General features: G+C 66.6%; 18 protein-coding genes, 2 pseudogenes and 3 riboswitches. Of the genes and pseudogenes, 8 read left to right on the top strand and 12 right to left on the bottom strand.

Translation table 11 applies throughout. The features are described from left to right. Window positions 1–63: 63 nt before the first annotated feature. Entirely contained in the window at window positions 64–1,440 is a 1,377-nt protein-coding gene (locus BMY19_RS26865) for a PepSY-associated TM helix domain-containing protein (protein WP_100253501.1), read from the bottom strand. A 686-nt stretch (window positions 1,441–2,126) separates the two neighbouring features. On the opposite strand from BMY19_RS26865, the pseudogene BMY19_RS26855 reads away from it, so the two are divergent. Continuing rightward, window positions 2,127–2,528: pseudogene (locus BMY19_RS26855) on the top strand (transposase); the annotation flags it as partial. A gap of 26 nt (window positions 2,529–2,554) precedes the next feature. On the opposite strand, the pseudogene BMY19_RS26850 reads toward BMY19_RS26855, so the two are convergent. The 3 genes and pseudogenes from BMY19_RS26850 to BMY19_RS26835 form a co-directional block, all read right to left on the bottom strand. Next, window positions 2,555–2,797, bottom strand: a pseudogene (locus BMY19_RS26850) (transposase); the annotation flags it as partial. A gap of 193 nt (window positions 2,798–2,990) precedes the next feature. Next, window positions 2,991–3,305, bottom strand: coding sequence for a Crp/Fnr family transcriptional regulator (locus tag BMY19_RS26845; RefSeq protein WP_244535028.1), 315 nt, complete (start codon window positions 3,303–3,305; stop codon window positions 2,991–2,993). A gap of 192 nt (window positions 3,306–3,497) precedes the next feature. Then, window positions 3,498–3,815: a helix-turn-helix domain-containing protein gene (locus BMY19_RS26835; RefSeq protein WP_100253499.1), complete on the bottom strand. Its 318-nt coding sequence runs from the start codon at window positions 3,813–3,815 to the stop codon at window positions 3,498–3,500. A gap of 140 nt (window positions 3,816–3,955) precedes the next feature. Here BMY19_RS26835 and BMY19_RS30650 point away from each other — a divergent pair, with 140 nt between their 5' ends. After that, a complete protein-coding gene (locus BMY19_RS30650; RefSeq protein WP_139215714.1) occupies window positions 3,956–4,288 on the top strand; it encodes a hypothetical protein in 333 nt (110 codons plus the stop codon). Between the two features lie 241 nt (window positions 4,289–4,529). Here BMY19_RS30650 and BMY19_RS26830 read toward each other — a convergent pair whose 3' ends face one another. The 7 genes from BMY19_RS26830 to BMY19_RS30645 all read right to left on the bottom strand — a co-directional run bounded on the left by BMY19_RS26830 (window position 4,530) and on the right by BMY19_RS30645 (window position 10,088). Continuing rightward, a complete protein-coding gene (locus tag BMY19_RS26830; protein ID WP_244535027.1) occupies window positions 4,530–4,724 on the bottom strand; it encodes a hypothetical protein in 195 nt (64 codons plus the stop codon). Next, window positions 4,721–6,895: an AAA family ATPase gene (locus BMY19_RS26825; protein ID WP_100253498.1), complete on the bottom strand. Its 2,175-nt coding sequence runs from the start codon at window positions 6,893–6,895 to the stop codon at window positions 4,721–4,723. Before BMY19_RS26825 ends, BMY19_RS26830 begins: the two co-directional genes overlap by 4 nt. Before the next feature lie 111 nt (window positions 6,896–7,006). Continuing rightward, window positions 7,007–7,255, bottom strand: a complete 249-nt coding sequence (locus BMY19_RS26820; RefSeq protein WP_100253497.1) for a hypothetical protein — start codon at window positions 7,253–7,255, stop codon at window positions 7,007–7,009. 488 nt (window positions 7,256–7,743) lie between these two features. Continuing rightward, on the bottom strand, window positions 7,744–8,037 hold the full coding sequence (locus BMY19_RS26815) for a hypothetical protein (RefSeq protein WP_100253496.1): 294 nt from the start codon (window positions 8,035–8,037) through the stop codon (window positions 7,744–7,746). A gap of 32 nt (window positions 8,038–8,069) precedes the next feature. Further along, window positions 8,070–8,480 (bottom strand): hypothetical protein, encoded by a 411-nt coding sequence (locus BMY19_RS26810; RefSeq protein ID WP_139215713.1) that lies wholly within the window; start codon window positions 8,478–8,480, stop codon window positions 8,070–8,072. A gap of 573 nt (window positions 8,481–9,053) precedes the next feature. After that, window positions 9,054–9,254 carry a DUF1289 domain-containing protein gene (locus BMY19_RS26805; protein WP_170863053.1) on the bottom strand — a complete coding sequence of 67 codons (201 nt, stop codon included), beginning with the start codon at window positions 9,252–9,254 and terminating at the stop codon, window positions 9,054–9,056. 435 nt (window positions 9,255–9,689) lie between these two features. Beyond that, complete coding sequence (locus tag BMY19_RS30645) at window positions 9,690–10,088, bottom strand: hypothetical protein (RefSeq protein ID WP_139215712.1); 399 nt, start codon at window positions 10,086–10,088, stop codon at window positions 9,690–9,692. A gap of 190 nt (window positions 10,089–10,278) precedes the next feature. After that, window positions 10,279–10,490, bottom strand: a riboswitch (cobalamin riboswitch). Window positions 10,491–10,757: 267 nt separating this feature from the next. Next, a riboswitch (cobalamin riboswitch) is annotated at window positions 10,758–10,956 on the top strand. Window positions 10,957–11,087: 131 nt separating this feature from the next. On the opposite strand from BMY19_RS30645, the gene BMY19_RS26800 reads away from it, so the two are divergent. The 6 genes from BMY19_RS26800 to BMY19_RS26770 all read left to right on the top strand — a co-directional run bounded on the left by BMY19_RS26800 (window position 11,088) and on the right by BMY19_RS26770 (window position 19,605). Further along, window positions 11,088–13,220, top strand: a complete 2,133-nt coding sequence (locus BMY19_RS26800) for a TonB-dependent receptor (protein WP_170863052.1) — start codon at window positions 11,088–11,090, stop codon at window positions 13,218–13,220. 503 nt (window positions 13,221–13,723) lie between these two features. Next, window positions 13,724–13,937, top strand: a riboswitch (cobalamin riboswitch). Window positions 13,938–14,054: 117 nt separating this feature from the next. Further along, entirely contained in the window at window positions 14,055–14,813 is a 759-nt protein-coding gene (locus BMY19_RS26790) for a methyltransferase domain-containing protein (RefSeq protein ID WP_100253493.1), read from the top strand. Next, window positions 14,813–16,987: a TonB-dependent receptor gene (locus BMY19_RS26785; protein ID WP_100253492.1), complete on the top strand. Its 2,175-nt coding sequence runs from the start codon at window positions 14,813–14,815 to the stop codon at window positions 16,985–16,987. Before BMY19_RS26790 ends, BMY19_RS26785 begins: the two co-directional genes overlap by 1 nt. A gap of 1 nt (window position 16,988) precedes the next feature. Then, complete coding sequence (locus BMY19_RS26780; RefSeq protein WP_100253491.1) at window positions 16,989–17,879, top strand: ABC transporter substrate-binding protein; 891 nt, start codon at window positions 16,989–16,991, stop codon at window positions 17,877–17,879. Further along, window positions 17,876–18,856, top strand: coding sequence for a FecCD family ABC transporter permease (locus tag BMY19_RS26775; RefSeq protein ID WP_100253490.1), 981 nt, complete (start codon window positions 17,876–17,878; stop codon window positions 18,854–18,856). Before BMY19_RS26780 ends, BMY19_RS26775 begins: the two co-directional genes overlap by 4 nt. Continuing rightward, on the top strand, window positions 18,853–19,605 hold the full coding sequence (locus BMY19_RS26770; RefSeq protein WP_100253489.1) for an ABC transporter ATP-binding protein: 753 nt from the start codon (window positions 18,853–18,855) through the stop codon (window positions 19,603–19,605). The genes BMY19_RS26775 and BMY19_RS26770 overlap by 4 nt, the downstream gene beginning before the upstream one ends. Window positions 19,606–19,633: 28 nt before the next feature. On the opposite strand, the gene BMY19_RS26765 is transcribed toward BMY19_RS26770, so the two are convergent. Next, window positions 19,634–19,813 carry a hypothetical protein gene (locus BMY19_RS26765; protein ID WP_139215711.1) on the bottom strand — a complete coding sequence of 60 codons (180 nt, stop codon included), beginning with the start codon at window positions 19,811–19,813 and terminating at the stop codon, window positions 19,634–19,636.

Genomic DNA, 19,813 nt, shown 5'->3' with positions numbered 1-19,813 from the left:
GCGACCGGGAAAGGGGGTGGGACAGGGGCTCGGCCGGGACGCGCTCGTCCCGGACCAAGCGGATCAGGGCGCCAAGCGCGGGCGTAGGACCTGGACGGCGAGGTCGACGGCGACCATGCCGAGGATGGCGAGGCCGGTCAGCGGGAACAGGGCGCCGAGGCCGAGCACGATCGCCGTCACGGTGGCGGCGACGCGCCGGTCGCGCGGCCAGGGCGGGACGCCGAGGCGACCGGCGGCCCGGCGCTTCCACCACATCACCGCAGCCGTGACCGACAGCAGGATGGTGGCGAGGCAGAAGGCCAGCATCGCGAGCTGGTTGGCGCGGCCCCAGTGCTCGCCCTTGTGGATGCCGATGCCGTACTGTATGGCCCGAGCGACCCCGCCGAGGTCACCGAAGCGCACGTCGACGAGCGGCTTGCCGGTGTACTGGTCGAGCGAGATCATCCGCTGCGCGGTCACGTCCTTCGGATAGGCGGCCGCCGCGTAGACGCCGGTCTCGCCGACCGGCAGCGAGATCTCGAAGCCGCGGGGCATCCCAAGACCGCGCAGGATCTCGACGGCGCGCGCGAGGCCGATGGCAGCGGTCGCGCTCGGCTGCGAGACCGGCACCGGCGCGTCTTCCATCGCCCACCCGGTGGTGGTGAGCATCTCCTGCATCGGCACGTTCGAGACGGGCTTGTTCGCCCACAGCGCGCGCGGTTGGCCGACGCCGGCCTCGTTGGACAGGATGCGGACCTGCTGGCCCCACCAGACCGACCACGGCAAACCGGTCGCGGCGAGGAAGAACAGGCCGGCCCCCGCGACCAAACCCGTGACCGCATGAAGGTCGCGCCACCAGACGCGCTTGCGCGGCGTGCCGCGGACGCTGACGACGCCGCCAGTCTGATGGCGCGGCCACCACAGGTAGGTGCCGGTGACCACGAGGATGATGGCGAACCCGGCCACGACCTCGATGAGGCCGTTCGCGACCGTGCCGAAATAGGCTAGGCTGTGCAGGCGTCGCACGACCATCATGAACTCGCTGTCGCGGTCCACCCGGTCGAGCACGTCGCCGTTGTAGGGGTTCAGGTAGACGAGAGTCCTGCGCGGCCCCTCGGCCATCGTCACCACGGCCGTGGCGGCCGGATCGACGGGGTCGGCCAACGACACCGGCACGGCCGTCGGTACGGCTTCCGTGGCGTTGAAGAGCAGGACGTCCGGGCTGAGGGGACGGCCCGCCTGGGGCGTCACCGTCGTCCGGTAGGCGAACACCGTGCCGTTGATCTCGTCCTTGAAGAGGTAGAGCGAGCCTGTGACGGAGAGCAGGATCAGGAAGGGCAGGCAGAGCAGGCCGGCGTAGAAGTGCCAGCGCCACACGGCGCGGTAGACAGCGTCATGCGCCGGGCGCGCGACAGCAACGGCGGTGAACGCCGTCGCGTCGCCCTGGAGAGACTGTGACATTGGTGAGGTCCGGGTCTGAGCGATCTGGGAAGCGGATCGGTCAGGCGGTCGGCGGACCTCGTGGACTGACGGATTGGTCGGGTGGCGCACGCGCCTGGACCGAACCTGTGTCGCGCCACGGGGCGGAAGCCACGTGGATAGGGGACCAAGCTACCGTCGCGGACGTCGAGAGCAGAGGAGGAAGCAACTGCGCGGCCTGCGCCGCCGTGCAACAGGCATGTTGGTGACAGGACGTCCCTTGATCACTGGGTGCGTTTGTATCGCCATGGTCGGCGCAGATGAATCCGCCGACCGGTGCTGACGGCAGCGGGACGAGACCACCCAGGAATGCCTGCAGGACAAGCGCGTAGAGCGCGATCACCCCGATGATCGCGCGGCCTTGCATCTTCCGAGGCAGGCACCCACGCATTCGTCCACTTACGGTTCGGCGGAACGCCGGGTCAATCCACTGAGGGCGTTTAACGAGGAACAGGTCTTAGAGAATGCCCGCCAGTGGCAACCAAGAGACCATCGTGTTCCCAAGCTGGTCGTGTCCCGGGTGATGGTGTAGCTCGCCAGTAGCGGGAGAGCCCGCCTGCGTGCCGTTCACAGCGCTGTAGCAGGCGGGATCTCTCGCGGGGTGGTCATCGGCGGTTGCCGGGTAGGGTCGAGTTGCGAGCGCCAACCTCGAACTTGAGAGACCCCCGATGACCGACGAGATGATGGCCCTGCGCGGGCTGATGGAGAAGAGCGCCGACGCCGATCTGCTGCGCGAGATGATCGGCTTTGCGGCCGAGCGGCTAATGGAGCTGGAGGTCGGTGGCCTGACCGGCACGGCCCATGGCGAGAAGAGCGCAGAGCGGCTGGTCCAGCGCAACGGCTACCGCGACCGGGATTGGCAGACGCGGGCCGGCACGGTCGAGCTGCGCATCCCGAAGCTGCGCAAGGGCAGCTACTTTCCGGGCTTTCTGGAGCCGCGACGCATGGCCGAGAAGGCGCTCACGGCTGTGATCCAGGAGGCCTACATCCAGGGCATCTCGACCCGCTCGGTTGATGACCTCGTCCAAGCCATGGGCGGCACGGGCGTGTCGAAGAGCCAAGTCAGCCGGTGACCTTGCCCCCTGTTTGCCCCCGTTCATGACCAGAGTCCGTTCTGGTCCTGCTTGGACCGGGTTGCAAACGCGTTCGGGGTGAGCCCGCCGAGGCTCGTGTGCGGGCGGCAGGCGTTATAGTCGACCCGCCACGCCTCGATGATGGTCCGGGCCGCCGGCAGGCTCCGGAACAGATGCTCGTTCAGGCACTCGTCGCGCAAGCGCGCATTGAGGCTTTCGACAAAACCGTTCTGCTGCGGCTTGCCGGGCACGATGTAATGCCACTCGCCCACCCTGGCAGCCTGATCCTCCCGGCCCAAGCCGGTGATCGTGGTGGCCCTCAACGAGCTACACCACGCCAGGGGACACGACCTGCTTCAGGAACATCGGCCGGGAAAGCGGGCGGCCTCCCATTGAGCGAACCCTGCCGAAGAACCCGCGTCGCTTGAAGCTTCGAAGCGTACGCAGGCCCGACGCACATCACCGCCGGCCAGCGGCGGCCGCGCTGACCCGATCAACAATCTTGACCGCGCCGCGCCGGAGTTCGATCAGACCTGCCGCGGCCCATTGCGCCAGGATGCGGCTGACCACCTCGCGCACGCTGCCGACCTCGTCCGCGAGCTTCTGCTGGGTCACCGTGGCGACGCCGCGCGGGTCGGCATCGGCCAGGAGCCGTTGGGCGAGGCGCTGCCTCAGCGGAGCGAACGCGACCTCGTCGATCAGCGTGAACAGGCTGGGCATCAGCCGCGTGCAGTCGTCCATGACGAAGCCGCGAAAGTTGGCGCTGTCGCCCATCAGGTGCCGGTGCCAAGCTCGCGGGCGCGAAGAGGTTCGGCACCACCGCCCGAGACGCCAACCTCAACGGTGCCGATCTCAGCCGCTCCATGCCCATCGGCGACTTCAAGAGTGCCAATATGAGCGGTACGACGCTTGTCGACCTCAAAGTTTGCCGCTGCAGGCTGCGAACCGGAACGAATCGATGACGCTCTAGCGGATGTCCCGATGGATCTCGAGCCATCGTTCGACAGCGCGGACGAAGTCCGGACCTGAGCCCTCGGAACTCGCTCGCGCGTACATGTCGCCGAGCACGGATGCCAAGTCCGAGCACGATTGCTTCACCGGACGACCCTGCACGGGTAGCATCCCGCAACGCTCGATGAGGTCGAGGATATGGATGGCGTAGGCCGGTGGACCTCGCTCGACCCAGAGGTGAACGGTTCGTCGGGAAACTCCAATCTCCTGCGCGAAGCCGATCTGGGTGCGCCCGAGCCGACGCAACGCGCCTTTGAATTCGGCTCCTGTCATGACGATCGTCGTCTTTCCGAACGAGGCGCAGGAGGCGATCCCTACCGTCCACGCTCCGAGAATGCGAATTCGTTCGTTGCTTCGATCGGACGCCCTGCGGAAGGAATGGTAACATCTCGTACAGCCGTTCTCCGATAGGAGTGGAGTTCTCGATCCACGAGCGATTCCAAATCGGGCGCGCGCATATGGGATTCAAATACGACCCCGAGGCCGATCGCCTCGAAGCCGAGGGCTCGGTGGGCGAAGAGTCCGAGTTTCCATCCGTCGTGCGGCGCAGGACGGTCGTGGTCGAAACCAAGGGACGGCGCACTGCAGGATCCGCTGGCGCGGCACCGATCACCTCTTCGGCATTGACGTCGATCGAAGTCGTTCAAAAGATTAGAAGGGAGAAACGTCCGGCGGATGCGATCGAAAGACGGGCGCCTCCGAAGATCGCATCTCCTCCGCCCCGGCTGCCATTTGCAAAGAAATAGCGCTCGAAGGTCGGAGCCGATCTCGAGCGGCAGCATGGGACCGGATCGGTGGTTCGGAGGCGAGCCGTCGAATGCCCGATGGCCCCATCGCGAAGGATATGCGTCCTCGCGACGGGAGCCGAGCTATGGTCTGAACGCAACCACGCGGAGTGTTTCGACCGACGGAGCGCGAAAGCCAGCCACTCTCCAGGGCTTCGGTAGGCCGAGCCGGCTTTTCGACTGCGGCGGACCTTGAAGGTTCCTAGTTCCGGATCGCTCCATGATCCAGATCCAGCCTGCAATCTTCGAATTCCGCTCGCCTCCTCACGATTTCGGCCAAACCTTCTATAAGAGCCCCGCGATCGCCATCGAGCACGTCGCACAGCAGGTCGATCGCGTCGGAGAGAGACCGCAGGTCGCCGGCGTCCGGGTCGGTAGGTGGCAGCGCGAACATCATCGTACCTCCTCGGCATACGCGAGGGATCCGCCGGCCTTCGGATCCGGGTCAGGACCGACCGAGGCCAACGCCGGCTCGAGATCTTCGCGCGACAGGTAGCCGCTCTCTTCGAGCAGGCGAGCGATCGTGCCGAGTGTCGGCCTGTGTGCCGTCAGGATGGTGCGTGCCCGCTGGCCCGCGCGATTCAGGCGCTCCGTCACGGCCGGCAGCAGGCCTGCGATCATGACCATCTCGCCGGAGACGTGTTCCAAGTGAATGTTGCCGAGGTGGCCGAGGCCATAGCGGAGCTCGATGTCGCGGGCCAGCCGTGTCGCACTGGCGAGATCGGAGCCGGATCCGATCCCGGAACCGATCGAACCGGAATCGAATTCGATCTCTTCCGCAACCCTACCCGCCAGGAGAAACGACAAGGCCGCCTCCAGCCTCGTCAAGGTCGCCGCACCGTCGGCAACCAATTCCAGGCACGCCTGCCCCCCGTCGTCGTGCAGCGAGAGGTCCATGACGGCACCGAAGCCCAATGCGCGACTGACGATCGCATGGCCGGCCTCGTGGATGGCCACGCGATGCCTGACGGCAGGAGCAAGCGGGGGGCGCCCCTGACGGATCTCGACGAGCAGGTCCTCAAGTGCGACCTCCCGGCCGTTGCGGCGCGCCGTGCCTTTGGCTCGCCGGACGAAAGCTTCCACGTCCGCACCCGTCATGCCGCGGGCAGCCAGCGCCAGCGGGAGCGTGGAAGCATCGGACAGGACTTCGCGGCCGAGATGGTGACGGAAGATCCGGGCGAGCGCCGTCGTGTCAGGCTTCTCGATTCCAATTTCACGATCCAGGCGACCCGCCCGCTTCACCGCAGGATCGATCTTCTCCGGATGGTTCGTCGCGGCCACGACCACGACGCCCGGCCGCTCGTCCACGCCTGAGAGCAACTCGAGGAACAGGTTCACGATCTGCGTCCAGTACTGGACAAATTCCCCCCGGATCTGGGCACGATCGGAGATGCCGTCGAGCTCGTCGATGAACAGGATGCAGGGTGCCTGCGAACTGGCCTGGGCAAAGACCTTGCGGATGGCCTGCAAGGTCCCGGACAGGTAGTCCGACGCGTTCCACTCGGCGACGGAGGTCGCCACCAGCGGCACGCGCGCGCTCTTTGCCAAGGCTCTAGCGAAGCTCGTCTTTCCAACGCCGGGTGGGCCCGACAGGAGAAGCCCGCGATGATCGATCTGCGCCCATCCCAACCGTCCCGCGCGATAGGCCCGAAGATCGGCGGCGGCAGCCAGCCCCCAGATCTTGGCCTCGCCGTAGCCGTCGAGCACCTCCAGTGCCGGGCCGTCCCCGAGAAAGTCGGCCTTGGAGGCGAGGATCCGCTCAAGCGCGTCGATACACGCATCGGGCGTACCGGTTCTCCGAAATGCGACGGGCAGATCGGCGATGTCGATCATGCGCAGAAGGTCCGGATCGAGTCTCCGCGAAGGAAGGCCGCCGACGACGGCTTCGACCACGAATGCGAGGCCAGTCTGATCCAATCCGGGCAATGCGATCCGGTGCTCGGCCGAGCGCATCAGGTCTCGTGGCAGTTGTCGCTTCGGGTCGGGCGCGATGCCGACGATCGGAATACGCACATGCAGGGCGCTGCCGATCACCTCGTTGCCTTTGTCCGGCCGAGCATCGCGACCGATCCCGTCGCAGACGAAAAGCGCGGCATGCCGGCGGCTCAGTTCCCGGCCGCCTCGCCCCACGGCGAGGTCGACGACCTTGGTCTGGGAGCGGAACAGGCACTTTTCGGCGACGATCCGGACCGGCTCGACGAGGTCGGAGACATTCGTCGCGAGCGCGACCACGGGCGCCTCGCGACGTAGACGGCGGACCAAGCCGGTCTCGGCCGCCACGGCCCTTGCGAGCATCACGGCCACGGCCGCGAGATCGGCCGGGATGGGCACATGTGCCGTCTCGGCACGGTTCGCCTCGTCCTGAGCGACGATCTGCTCGACGGCATCGCTGTCGTCGAGCGGAGCATCGTCTTCGAACGGGTACGACGTGGAGCGATGGCCTGCCTTCAGGCGTTTCCGCTCATCTTGCGCGAGCTGCTGCAGGAAGGCGCGGGCGAGTTGGTCGGAAGCTTCACCTTCCGCCGGTGCTGAGATCGCAGGGGCGAGTGCATATGATGAGACGAGCATAAAAGATCTCCCTCGGCCGTACGCGGGAGCGCCGGCCGGCAGCGTGGATGCTGGGGGTGATGAGGCGACGCGGCTGTCTCGATGGAATCGAGACGATCTGCGGGCGTCGCGTCAGGAGATCACCTGCGCCATAGGCGATGCCGGTTCATGGAACATATCATGAACGAACGCCAGCGGACGCAAGGCTTGTCCACAAGCGAACGGCGATAGTCCTGCGGCCACGACGGCCGGCAGCGCTGGCGGCAGGGCCAGGATCGTGATGCGCAACGCCGCGCCCGCAGCCCACAACAGAGCGAGGGTGATTCCGATCTCCCAGGAGCGGAGCTCAACGGACCTCGGATGGGCCATCGGGGAGGTCATCAGTCGAGCCTGATCCGCGGATGTCCATCGAGCGCGCGCGCCGTCCTCACCACGGCTGGACCACGTGGATGGCGAGCTTGATGCCCAGCCGGTCCAGCATCCGCCGGAAAGCTGCCGCGCTGTAATCGGGGGTCTCAGTCCAACAAGCCGAGCGTCCGGCCCTCGCCCGCCACTGAGAGGGGTGCGATCGCCGCGACGGCCTCGTCGAGCGGGTCGAAGAGCGCGCAATTCGGCCGGGCTCTATCGATGAAGGCGCGCAGCCACGGAATGTGTGTGATCCTCTCAATCAGGTCGGTCCAAAGCCGGCCGGTCAGGCCAGTTCATTGTGGTAGCCGTCCATCTGGGATGAGATAAACTATTTATCGCAAAGAAAAAATAATGTTCCGTGTCGCAAAATCTATAACGCAGAATCTCGTCTTGTACCGCCTGCGGATTGTGAGACACCTCACCCAAGGGCGTTCAAGCGCTACCAGGGGGCCTGGCGCCCTTCATACGGTGAGAAGATCGGCCCAGGCGCGCGTGAGAACCGCCTTGCGCCGGGCTCGGCGCAGAGGGTCGAGCGCTGCCAGCGTGTCGATCAGCGCCGCCACCTGGACGGGGTCGCCGCCAAACCACCCGCCAATCTGCTTCAACCGCGCATGGGCGTGAGCATGTTCATCGCGCTCGACCTCGCAGCTCGTGAGCACGGCGAGGCAGGCGTCGGTATGAAGTTCCACAGCTTCGGGGACGTCAGTCGAAACGTGACGGTCGATCAGGGCGCCGAGGGTCTGTTGGGCGAGCATGGCGTCAGGATTTGCTGGCAGCCGGGCTGTTCTCAGAGAGCATCATCGGCTTCGGGATCATCCAAAAGTGCGGTCAGCACCGCGAAAGTAAGCGCGAGGGCTGGCGTCGGCAGGGCTTCAGCGACACGGCGCTGGTAGGCGGTCCTTCCCCAGGAGCGCCACACTGCGGCGCAGAAGCCAGCTTCAGGGCGGCTTTCGGTATGCACCTGCCAGGACCAGCCCGGGAGCGCACGTGTCAGCAACGCCTGCGCGGCATCGAGGCTCGCGGTGACGGCCGGGCAACTCTCTCTGCCGTGGCGGAGAACCGCCCCGTCCGGGCCGTGGCCCCAGACCATCTTAGCGTCATCACGGTAGGGCCGCCACTCGATCCGGTAGATGGCGGTGTCGATCTGGCAATCCAGATCGCGATCCGGCCCCTCGGTCTCGTGCAGGCGCGCGACCAAGCCTCGCAGCACTATGGCGCTGGTCGCGACTGGGCTGCGCCTGCATCCCTGCAGTTGAGAACGCATCAAGCGTCTTTGACGCTCAGTGGGCGAGTGCGGATTTGCGATAGCTCGCCCGCATTCGCCGCGCGGTCCCTTGCGAAGCGCCTTGCCATAGTCGCTATGTACCGGATGTAACGCGCGAAGCTTGCCATGATCCGCTTAACCGGCGTGTAGTTGTCGTTCGAAGGAAGGGATAGCCTCATCGGCCACAGCCGTACGCCGCACGAGTACTTGTATCGCTTGGGCAGCGTCCGGCTGTGGCCGATGACTGGAAAAGGATATCTCAGCCGTTCGTACATCAGAACCTCGTGTGATCGGCTGTCATTTGGATGCGTCTGCGATCGAACTCACATTTTAGAGCGACCGCGCCCGCCTGTTCGGCCATCCAGCGTGAAGCATAAGCGTACCCATCGAGATCGAGAGGCACGCCACGGCGCAACACCTTCCATCGAAAGTGGCTCGGAAGAAGCTCACATCGTCGAACAACCACGGTGTAATCGGTCAAAGAATGATCCGCTTCGGACAGCAAACTCATGATTTGACCTCGTTCTGACGGATGCTCGTGAGCAGGCGAGATTCAAGTTTACTCATAGTACGACGCCGCTCTACCTCCGACATGCCACCCCACATTGCGATTTCTTGACGGGTTCGACCGCATCCGCGGCATAATCCGGTAGCGCCATCGAGGACACAGACTTTCGTGCAGGGGCTCGACGGCTTGCTCGAACTCATGGTCAGCAAACTCTACGGAAGCAGGAGGATCGCGGCGTAGATTTGCTTAACTGTTCGGTTTGACCTCTCGTCGTCCGGACGCCTGGTCGAGGCGACGCAGGAGCTTGTGGGCATCGGCAGAGGTCCAGATCCGGCTGCCGCGGGTCTTGCTCAGACCGCGACAGGTCATCTCGCCTGCGATCTCGGTCGCGGACCACCCGGTTTGGTCGACGATCGCCTTCAAGATAGGTTCAAGGCTGTTCGTGTAGAGGCGTGCTCGGGTCGAAGCTGCCGCCCCCCCCTGGCCTCACCGATGCGATAACGGGGCCGACGCGCATCGACCGGTTCCTGATCGTCACGGAGAGTGCGCATTGTCAGCCTTGTCGAGGAGTAAGCCGGCCGGCCGGCGGACCGGATCGGGGCTCGTGCGTTGCCAGAGGGGCATCAGGCCAATCTCTAAGCCTCCGGTGTCGGGCTGCTATCGATCTGGGGCGCAACCTGCCGACGAAGCAGTCCACGCAGTTCGGGACGACGGGCGACATAGAAGAGCGCAGCACCGGCTGTAACCGCTGTCGCTGCAGCGAGGCCAGGCCGACGGCGGACAGCCGCACCGATCGCATTCGTGATCTCGCCGACAGATTGCTGCGCGAGGCTGTCAGCGAACGCATCGACGTCGCGCGCGGCCCGCTCGCAACTCGCTTTGATCCATGGGAAGCCGTCGAGGTTCTTACTGGTGACCTTGAACGCAGTGGCGACATCCGCAGCGGCTTTGGCGGCCTGGTCCTTGCGCTGCGTGGCGTAGGCTTGCACCTGCGCACGAAGATTCTGTCCGACCGCTTCGGCCTGAACACTCACAGTCGTTGCGCCGCGCGCCTGAGCACCTTCAGGTACGCCGGCAGGAGAGAGTGGATCGTGAGAGCGAAGATCGGACACTGGCGAACCCCGACAGATTGGGGCGAAGGCCAGGCGGACGCATTGCATCTCGGTGCGGATACGCCATCCCGACGCAGCCGCTGCAAGCGACCCACCGGGACACCCCGCCCGAGAGACGTTCATCGATCGAGGCAGGTCTCCTGGCTCACGGATCACCGTCTCTGCCTGGCCTTCCCGGCGCGAGCGCCAGTGACCATTGTCGACAAAGACTCACCGCTTACAGTTGCGGGGGCAGCTCCGGCATCGCCTTTTCAGGCTCACCGAATTCCCTCTTAGCCTCGACCCGGCGAGCCGGTTCGAGGAACCACGATAGCCAAGCATGGCGCGAAGCTATGGAGTTTGTCAAAGCGGCTTATTGATCTGCCTCGGCCACGGCCGACCGTGTCCGCGGCGAGAGCCCCCTTCGGGGTTCAAGGACATCGATGTGTCGAGACCGATCGTTCAGAAGGCCATGAACGATCCGAGGCAGGCAATCGTCCGCCGTCAAGGGTGGCGACACGGCGGCGTATCCGACCCGACACACCACCCGGATGAAAATACGAGTTCAAACGTAGACGCAGGATTGCGCCTTGACGGCGAGCGCCGCCCGAATGCTAAGCCTTGCCGGACGGTTCCCTTTGGGGATCAAAAGGGAACGTGGTGAGGGGCTAGTCCCGAAGCCACGGCTGCCCCCGCAACTGTAAGCGGCGAGCCCAGCACCACCGCGTCACTGGATGCGTGTCATTCGGGAAGACGGTGCAAGGGCGACGACCCGCGAGCCAGGAGACCTGCCGTCAGCCGTGGTCACACGCGAAACGCGTTGGGCGGGGTGTCCTGACGGGTGTCGAATCGCTGGGCTGCTGCCGAGCGCGGCGACTTCATTCGCGGTGACGTGCCACTGCCGCCGTCGAGGCTTACGTGTCCCGTCGTTCTCTTCGCGCCATGCTCGCGCTTTCAGGTTGCAGCCTCGTCGTGCTGTCGACCGCATCCCATGCGCAGGATCGTCCTGCACAGGCCACTTCCACCGCTGAGACAACGTTGGAGGAGATCTCGGTCACCTCGGAAACGGTAGCCACGAAGCCGCAAACCGCGCCTGCCGCAAGCGCCGGATATGTCGGCGGTGTCACGGGCATCGGCGGCTCGTTGCTCAGCGTGGACTCGGCCAGCTCCGGGATCCTGACCGGGGCGCAGGTCAACAACCGGCCCGTGACCCGCCCCGGCGAGGTGCTGGAGGCCGTCCCGGGGCTCATCGTCACGCAGCACTCGGGCGAGGGTAAAGCCAACCAGTTCTTCCTGCGCGGCTTCAACCTCGACCACGGCACCGACATCGCCCTGTTCCTCGACGGCATGCCGCTCAACATGCGCACCCATGCCCACGGACAGGGCTACGCCGACATCAACTTCCTCATCCCCGAACTCGTCGGCGCGGTGGAGTTCCACAAGGGGCCGTACTTCGTCCGCGACGGCGACTTCGCCTCCGCCGGTTCGGTGCGTATCGACTACCTCGACAGTGTGCAGAAGAACCTCGCGCTCACCTCAATCGGCTCGTTCGGCTACAAGCGCGCCCTATCAATCGCCTCGACCCCGTTCGCTGAAGGCAACCTACTCGTCGCCGCCGACGCGCAGGTCTACGACGGGCCCTGGACCGTGCCGGATGCCCTGCGCAAGATCAGCACGGTCGCCCGCTACAGCCAGGGCACGGCGCTGGACGGGTTCTCCGTCACCGGTATGGCCTACGCTGCCCGCTGGACCGCCACCAACCAGATTCCCGAGCGGGCCATCGTCTCCGGGCTGATCAGCCGCTACGGCACCATCAACCCGACCGATGGCGGCGACACCTCCCGGTTCTCCCTGTCGGGCCGGTTCAGTGCGACGGACGATACCGGGGTCACGAGGGCCTCGGCCTACGTGATCCGCTCGCAGCTCAACCTGTTCAACGACTTCACCTACTTTCTGAACGATCCCGTCAACGGGGACCAGTTCCACCAGCTCGACCAGCGCATCATCGGCGGCGGCGAGGCCTTGCACATCTTCCAGGGCGATCTGTTCGGCCTTCCGATGGAGAACGAGATCGGCGTGCAGACCCGCACCGACTCGATCCGCGTCGGCCTGTTCAACACCACCAACCGGCAGTACCGCTCGGGCATCCTCGACGACCGCGTACTGGAGACGAGCGGTGCCTTCTACTTCGACAACCGCGTGCGCTGGACCGACTGGCTGCGCACCAGCCTCGGCTTCCGGGCCGATGGCTACTACGCGAGCGTCGTGTCGGACACGCCAGCCAATTCCGGGAAGGCGCGGGATGGGATCGTCAACCCGAAGCTCGGCCTCGTCCTGGGCCCCTGGTTCGACACCGAGCTCTACGTGAACTACGGCGGCGGCTTCCACTCGAACGACGTGCGCGGCGTGACCGCCACCGTCGATCCGACCTCGTCGCTGTTTAACACCACCCGCTCGCCCTTCCTCGTCCCATCCACCGGCTACGAGATCGGCCTGCGCAATCGCTCCATCGCCGGGCTGGAGACGAGCCTGGCCCTGTTCCGGCTCGATTTCGCGTCGGAGAACCTGTTCCAGGGCGACACCGGTACCACCGAGCCGAGCCGCCCGACCCGCCGCTTCGGCGTCGAATGGACGAACCGCTACACGGTGACACCGTGGCTGTCGCTGGAGGGCGACCTGACGATCACCAACGCCCGCTTCTCGGACTACGACCCCGTCGGAAATCGGGTGCCGGAAGCGCCGACGACCATCGCCTCGGCGGGCGTAACCTTCGGCCAGCCATTGGGCTGGTTCGGCTCGCTCCGCTTCCGGTATTTCGGGCCGCGCCCGCTGATCGAGGACAACTCGATCCGCTCGCGTCCGACCGCGCTACTCAACGGTCGGGTCGGCTACAATTTCGAGAATGGCGTGAGCGTCTCGCTGGACGTGCTGAACCTGACGAACAGCAAGTCGGACCAGATCACCTACGCCTACGTCTCCCGCCTGCCCGGGGAACCGGCCGAGGGACTTGTCGACCGCGTCCTCCATCCTGTCGAACCGACAGCCGTACGCCTCACTATCGCCGGGCGGTTCTGATGCGTGCCCGGGGTTCGATCTCCGTCGCGCCCGGTCCGACCCGGGGCGATGCCGGGCGTCGTGCCGGATCGGCCCGCGCGCAGCGCTACGTCGCCGGCATCACTCCGGTGCTGGAAGCGATCATGCGCGACCAGGGACGCAGCGCCCAGGCCGTCGCGATCGAGTTGACACGCCGCGCCGTGAGAAAGCCGCGCGGCGGCGTCATTTGGACGTCGGCGGACGCGCAGAGACTTTTGCGCCGATTGAATCTCCGTCCAGCGCGGCACCTCGGTCATAAGCACCGGGAACGAGAGACCTCGTCTCCGGCGTTCTGCGCGGTTTGCGCAGTCATCGACTTGGTGCCTGTCGGTATCAGGTAGCGATTTCTGCGCATAATTCGGCGCGACGCGGATCTATATCTTGACCGGGAAAGCGCGTCGTTACCCTGCCGAAATTCTCCGCGATCGTGCAAATCTATTCCGTCACGTTGCAAACGCGTCATTGACAACGGTGCTGCGCCCAGGCTTGTGGCGAATGGTCAAGGTTCTCGCCATCACAAGGTGGCGAGCTAAGAGGGAATCCGGTGCGGCGCTTCGGCGCTCATGCCGGAGCTGCCCCCGCAACTGTCAGCGGCGAGCTATCCGTCGATCGGCGTCACTGGTGAGGTTTCACCGGGAAGACCAGACGGATGGCCGCGACCCGCGAGCCAGGAGACCTGCCCTGACCACGACATGTCTCGCGGGCGGGGTGTCCTGACGGGTCGCATGTGGGCAGCGAAATGCTGTCTCCGCATTGCGTCCGTGTGCGGCTCCCTCCCCAAGGTTCGGGGAAGGACCGTTGAGCCCAATACGGAAGTTGAACGCGGCCGCCGCCCCTTCGCCCGAGGAGGCGCGCCTTGATCCCCTTGAACTGTACGCAGCCGGGATCGACGGGTCCGATTACGTCGCCAAGCTCGCTCTCTTGCTGAGGGCGGCGGTGTCGCGGATCGGGGATCTGCTCGATATCGGCGCAGGAGGCGGTCAGCTCGGGCAAGCTATCAGAAATCCCAGCGCGTCATGGATCGCGGTGGAGCCCGCCGCCGCGATGCAGCAGCGGCTTCGCACCCTCATCCCTCCGCCACGGCTGATTGAAGCGGATTGGAGGCGGGCTGATCTTCCGCCGGCATGCGCGGATACGGTGCTCGCTGCGAACATGCCGGCGCCTCTGACTGACGCGGCGGAATTCCTCGCGCGGTGTCGGTACTGGGCCCGGCGCAGCGTCGTCTGGGTCGTACCGGCTCAGAACGGACCGCGCGGCCTCTGTCTCGCCGGTTGCTTGCCCCGCACTTGGCACGACGAGGACGAGACACCTGGCGTCGAGATCGTGCTGCGCGGCCTGCCGCCGCGCGACCGCCCCGCCATCGCCGCCCGGGCGGACTGGACCTTCAGCGTGGTCACTCCCGATCTCGCACGCCTGTCGGCCTACCTCGCCGACCGCTTGCACTGGCCGCCCGACGATCCGCGTCGCCCCGAGATTCACGACCATCTTGCCGCGCAGGCCGTCCCCGTCGACGGCGGCCTTCGACTTTCTGTCCCCCGCGCCTCGGCCCTTCTCGTTTGGAGACACGACTCGTGATGCCCCGCCGCTTGCTGCCCGTCGTTGTCTCGATCGCCTGTGGGAGTGCTTTCTCGACCATCGCTGCGGCCCAGGACAACGCCGAAGTTAGCCTGGACCAGCTCGTCGTCACCGCCACCGGCCGTCCCGAGCCGCGCTCGGAGATTGCCGGGACGGTGCAGGTCATCGACCGGTCGATGATCGAGAACTCGACCGCCAAGTCGATCACCGGCGTTTTGGAGGACTACGCCGTCGGCTTCTTTTCGGAATGGACGCCCGGCCAGACCTCGATCAACATCCGCGGCGGCGCCACGGACGGCCAGGGCAAGGATTTCAAGAGCCAGGTCCTCGTCCTGATGAACGGCCGGCGAGCCGGGACGGCCAACCTCTCGAAGCTGTCTATCGCCGATGTCGAGCGTATCGAGATCATCCGCGGGCCCTCCTCGGTGATCTACGGCAGCCAGAACATCGGCGGCGTGATCAACATCATCCTCAAGACCGGGCGGACGGCCCCCGGCACCCTTGTCCAGGGCATCGGCGGCAATTGGGGGCTCGCCGACGGATGGGCGCAGACCGGCGGCGTCGCCGGCCCGTTCGATTACTATCTCGGCGTTTCCGGTGCCCAGCGCGACGACTATTATGCCGGTTCTGGCGGCGGTCGCATGGCTAACACGCAGTGGAGCCGCATGGGCATCACGGGCGGCCTCGGCCTGCAGATCGACCCGAACAACCGCTTCGATTTTACGTTGCGCAGCGACGGGATCTATGGCGTTGGCTTCCGCGGCTCCGGTGGCAACCTTTACAGCAAGGACGACCGCGTCAACGGCTCGTTCGACGCGAGCTACACCGGACGCTCGGACGACGGCCGTATGAGCCTGTTCGCGCAATTCTACCGCGTCAACGACGAAGACCGTTTCAAATGGGCCTCGCCGGTCCAGCGTGGGGGGACCGGCCTTCCGGTTCGTGGCACGGCAGCCGACTTCAACACCCGCTACCTCGACATCACCGGCACCCGCTTCCAGCCCCGGTTCACCCTGTTCGCCGGAAACGACCTGCTGCTCGGCTGGGACTGGGAGACGAGCCAGCTGCGCTCCGACCGCTTCCGGGTCGGCGTGCCGGGCAATCCGCTGGCGCAGGTCTCGCCCCAGGACAACAACCAAACCGACCAGTTCCACGCCCTCTACCTGGAGGACACGCAGCGCCTGTTCGATGACCGCGTGATTCTGCGGGGCGGCGTGCGCCAAACCTTCGGAACGACGAGATTCGATCCTACGCCCTACCTCACCGGACAGGTGAACGGCTCGCGGCCCTACGAGGCGACCACCTATTCGGTGGGCGCGACCTTCAAGGCCACCGACTGGGCGGCCTTCCGCGTCGGCGCCTCCTCGGGATTCCGAGCACCGACGGCGACCGAACTCGCCGCCGACTTCAACACGCTGGGTGGCGGGCGCGTCTTCGGCAATTCCAACATCCGGCCGGAGACGAGCGAGCAGATCGAGGTCGGCATGACGCTGACCAATTCCTTCTCACGCCTCGACGTCGCCCTGTTCCAGAACATCATCTCGAACCGGATCATCACCCGCGCGCGACCGGGCAACGTCAACACCTCCGACTACATCAACAATCCCGGCGACGTGGTCGTGCGCGGCATCGAGGTGCAGTACGAGACAGACATGCTGCGCATGCTCGCCTGGGAGCCGGGCGTCTGGCGCTGGAAAGCGTATGTCAACGGCAACTACAATTTCGACATGAAGGATGAGGGCTCACTCTCGGTCACCTCGGCCAACACCCATCGGGTGGAGCGGGTCTATCTCTACCAGCTCGCGCTGGGCACGCGCTTCGGGCAGTCGGACGTGCCCTATCCGTGGACGGTCCAACTCCAAGGGGTGCTCAATGGGCCGGTGTGGTACAATACCGAGGAGAACCTGCTTGTACCGGCGGCCGAGCCTTACCGGGAATACATCTGGCGCAAGGACCCATTCTTCCTGGTAAACGTGCGTAGCGAGGTCGAGGTGCTGCCCGGCGCGAAGCTGTTCGTACAGGTGCGCAACCTCTTCGACGTGAACTACCACCCGCTGTTCATCGCCACGGCCGGGGCCGGGACGGCGCTCGCCGACCTGCGCTTCTACAACGGAAGCGGCGGCACCTCGGCGCCGGGCCGCGATGTACAGGTCGGCTTCCAGGTTCGGTTCTGAGATGCGCGCCGCGATCGGAGGTCTAGTCTCCCTCTGCATCGCGGGAGCCCCGCTGTCGGCCGCGCCGGTCCACTTGATCGACGCCCTCGGCCGGGCAGTGGTTCTGCCCGAGCCGCCCCGGCGCATCGTCACGATCTTCTCCTCGAACACCGAACTGGTGGCGGCACTCGGCCTCACCGATCGAATAGTCGGAATCGACGCCTTCACCCGCTATCCGGCGGATGCGGCGACGAAGCCGGTGGTCGGTGGACGCCTCGGCTTCTCGGTAGACGCGGTGGTGGCGCAGGCGCCCGACTTGGTGCTGGTGACACCCGCCCGCCAGGCGGCGTATCAACTCGTCGCGCCGATGGAACGGCTCGGCGTGCCGGTCCTGGTGCTCACCAGCCGCAGCGTCGAAGAGGTGCTTGGCAACATTCTCCTCGTCGGCCGTGCCATGGGCGAGGCGGAGCTAGGTCGGCAGGTCGCCGATGCGCTGGAGGCGCGTCTCGCCCGTGTCGCCGCCGCCGTGAGCGCCAGGCGATGTCCGCGGATCGTTCTCGTCACCGGGCGGCTCGGCAACGGCCTGTTGTTGATCGCCCGGCCGAACACCTACACCGCCGACGCGCTGGCACGGGCCGGCGGCTGCCCGGCGCTGACCGGTCGCGGAGATCTCGCGCAGGTCTCGCCAGAGGCGCTGCTCGCCGCCGATCCCGACGTCCTGCTTCTGGCAGGCCGCATGGACGAGTTGCGGGAACTGACCGCGCGTCCGGGCTTCCGCGAGATGAGAGCCGTGCAGGAAGGACGGGCCTTCGTCGTGCCCCGCGCCGAGTTCCTCATACCGGGGCCGCGCACCGTGGATGGCATCGAGCGCCTCGCGGCCCTTCTCCATCCCGCGACCGGGCGCCGGCCGTGAGGCTCGCACTTCGTCTTCTTCCGCTCCTCGTCCTCGCCCTGGCCTTCGGGATGAGCGCCGGGCACGACTGGGCCGGCCCGGCCGACCTTCTTCATGCGTTCGCCGGAGGCGACGACCTGCGCAGCCGCCTCCTTCGCGAGTGGCGCCTGCCGCGCGTCCTGGCCTCCGCCTGCGTCGGGGCGATGCTGGGCCTCGGCGGCGCGATCTTCCAGGGCGTGTTCCGCAATCCACTGGCCGAACCCTACCTGCTCGGCTCGGCCGGCGGCGCGGCGATCGGCGCGACCATCGCCTTGCTGGTTCCCCTCGGCATTCCCTCCGCGCCGGCGCTCGCCGGCCTCTCCTTCGCCGGCGCCTGGGGCGCGACGGTTCTGGTGCTCTCCGTCGCCCGCGGTGCCGCGACCGCGGATGCGGCGGGGCTGCTGCTCGCCGGCGTCGCGGTGGCGGCAATGCTCGGGGCGGTGCGCTCGTTCCTAATGCTGGCCCTTTCCGACGAGAGCGTGAGCCTTCAGGTCGTGCTGAGCTGGACGCTCGGCGGCATCCAGACCCCAACCTGGCCGAGCCTCGCGCTAATGGTTGCCCTTTCGGCCGGAGCCCTGGCGCTGAGCCTGCCCCTCGCCGGCGGCCTCGACCTGCTCGGCCTAGGCGAAGAGCAGGCCCGCGCTTTCGGCCTCGATGCGCAGCGCTTCCTCCACCGAGCGGTGCTCGTCGGCGCGGCGGTGGTGGCGTTGGCGGTGGCCTATGGCGGCCTAGTCGCTTTCATCGGGCTGGTCGCGCCGCATGTCGCTCGCTGGATGGTCGGCCCCCGCCACCGCCGACTGCTGGCGGTCTCGGCGGTCGTGGGCGCCATCGTGGTGACCTTGGGCGACGGGCTCGCCCGGTCTCTGCTGCCTCCCGCCGAAATCCCCCTCGGCCTGATCACGGCAGCGGCCGGCGGTCCGTTCTTCTTGATCCTCCTGCGACGGCGGATGCGCCTTTGAGCCGTCTCGTGGCCGAGTCCGTCACCGTGTCGGAGCGAGGGCTCCGGCTCCTCGACGCGGTCTCGCTGACCCTCGAACCGGGGCACCTCGTCGGGCTGATCGGCCCCAACGGCGCGGGCAAATCGACCCTGCTGCGCAGCCTCGCCGGGCTGAGGGACGTGTCGTCGGGCCGGATCGCCCTCGACGGGCATGCGGTCTCCGGGATGGGCGCCGCGGAGCGCGGCCGTCGCATCGGCTACCTGCCGCAATCCTTCCAGCCGGCCTGGGACTACACGGTGCGGGAGGTCGTCGAGCTTGGGGCAAGCCGTCGGCCAGGGGCGGGGGCCGGGCTTCCGGCGTCGCTGGCCGAGCACGAACTCACGGCGCTCGCCGACCGGCCGTGGTCGCGCCTCTCGGGAGGCGAACGGGCGCGAACGCTGCTTGCCGCGATCCTGATCGCCCAGCCGGACGTAGTCCTGGCTGACGAGCCGGGCGCCGCCCTCGACATCCGGCACAGCATCGACCTGATGCGGCGTCTGTCCGCCTATGCGCGCGACCACACCGTGGTCGTCATCCTGCACGATCTCGATCGCGCGGCCCGCGATTGCGGCCGGCTCGTCCTCATGGAGCGCGGCCGGATCGTCCTCGACGGTCCGGCTGAAGACGTCGCCGGATCGCCCGTCCTCGACCAGGTGTTCGGTGTGCGCTTCGCGCGCCGAACACCCGAGCCGGGGGCCGACGCCGTCCTCTGGGTCGGTCCCGGCCAATGACGAGGCGCAGTCGACGCCCTCAGCCTCACTACGCCACGGTGTAGGTTACCTCGGCGGAGAGCGGGCGTCCGAGCTGCCACTTGTTGCCGATCCCGTTCACGGCGTCGCCGCTGACGGCGTAGACCTTGTCGAACAAGTTGTAGACCCGGCTCGGGATCCGTCGCATGGCAGGCGCGTGGAACGGCGGCATCGGTCGCGTCTCGATCAC

This window comes from Methylobacterium sp. UNC300MFChir4.1 (genome assembly GCF_900110155.1).
Lineage (GTDB): Bacteria > Pseudomonadota > Alphaproteobacteria > Rhizobiales > Beijerinckiaceae > Methylobacterium.
The sequence above is the reverse complement of the archived record's forward strand: the minus strand, read 5'-3'. Positions and strand labels throughout refer to the sequence as shown.

Coding starts and splice junctions, on each gene's coding strand:
- BMY19_RS26800 (WP_170863052.1), top strand. CDS start 11,088: ATGCTCGCGCTTTCAGGTTGCAGCCTCGTCGTGCTGTCGACCGCATCC.
- BMY19_RS26805 (WP_170863053.1), bottom strand. CDS start 9,254: ATGAGTTCGAGCAAGCCGTCGAGCCCCTGCACGAAAGTCTGTGTCCTC.
- BMY19_RS26865 (WP_100253501.1), bottom strand. CDS start 1,440: ATGTCACAGTCTCTCCAGGGCGACGCGACGGCGTTCACCGCCGTTGCT.
- BMY19_RS26780 (WP_100253491.1), top strand. CDS start 16,989: ATGCGCGCCGCGATCGGAGGTCTAGTCTCCCTCTGCATCGCGGGAGCC.
- BMY19_RS26785 (WP_100253492.1), top strand. CDS start 14,813: ATGCCCCGCCGCTTGCTGCCCGTCGTTGTCTCGATCGCCTGTGGGAGT.
- BMY19_RS26815 (WP_100253496.1), bottom strand. CDS start 8,037: ATGCTCGCCCAACAGACCCTCGGCGCCCTGATCGACCGTCACGTTTCG.
- BMY19_RS26825 (WP_100253498.1), bottom strand. CDS start 6,895: ATGCTCGTCTCATCATATGCACTCGCCCCTGCGATCTCAGCACCGGCG.
- BMY19_RS26845 (WP_244535028.1), bottom strand. CDS start 3,305: ATGGGCGACAGCGCCAACTTTCGCGGCTTCGTCATGGACGACTGCACG.
- BMY19_RS26830 (WP_244535027.1), bottom strand. CDS start 4,724: ATGATGTTCGCGCTGCCACCTACCGACCCGGACGCCGGCGACCTGCGG.
- BMY19_RS26820 (WP_100253497.1), bottom strand. CDS start 7,255: ATGACCTCCCCGATGGCCCATCCGAGGTCCGTTGAGCTCCGCTCCTGG.
- BMY19_RS26835 (WP_100253499.1), bottom strand. CDS start 3,815: ATGACAGGAGCCGAATTCAAAGGCGCGTTGCGTCGGCTCGGGCGCACC.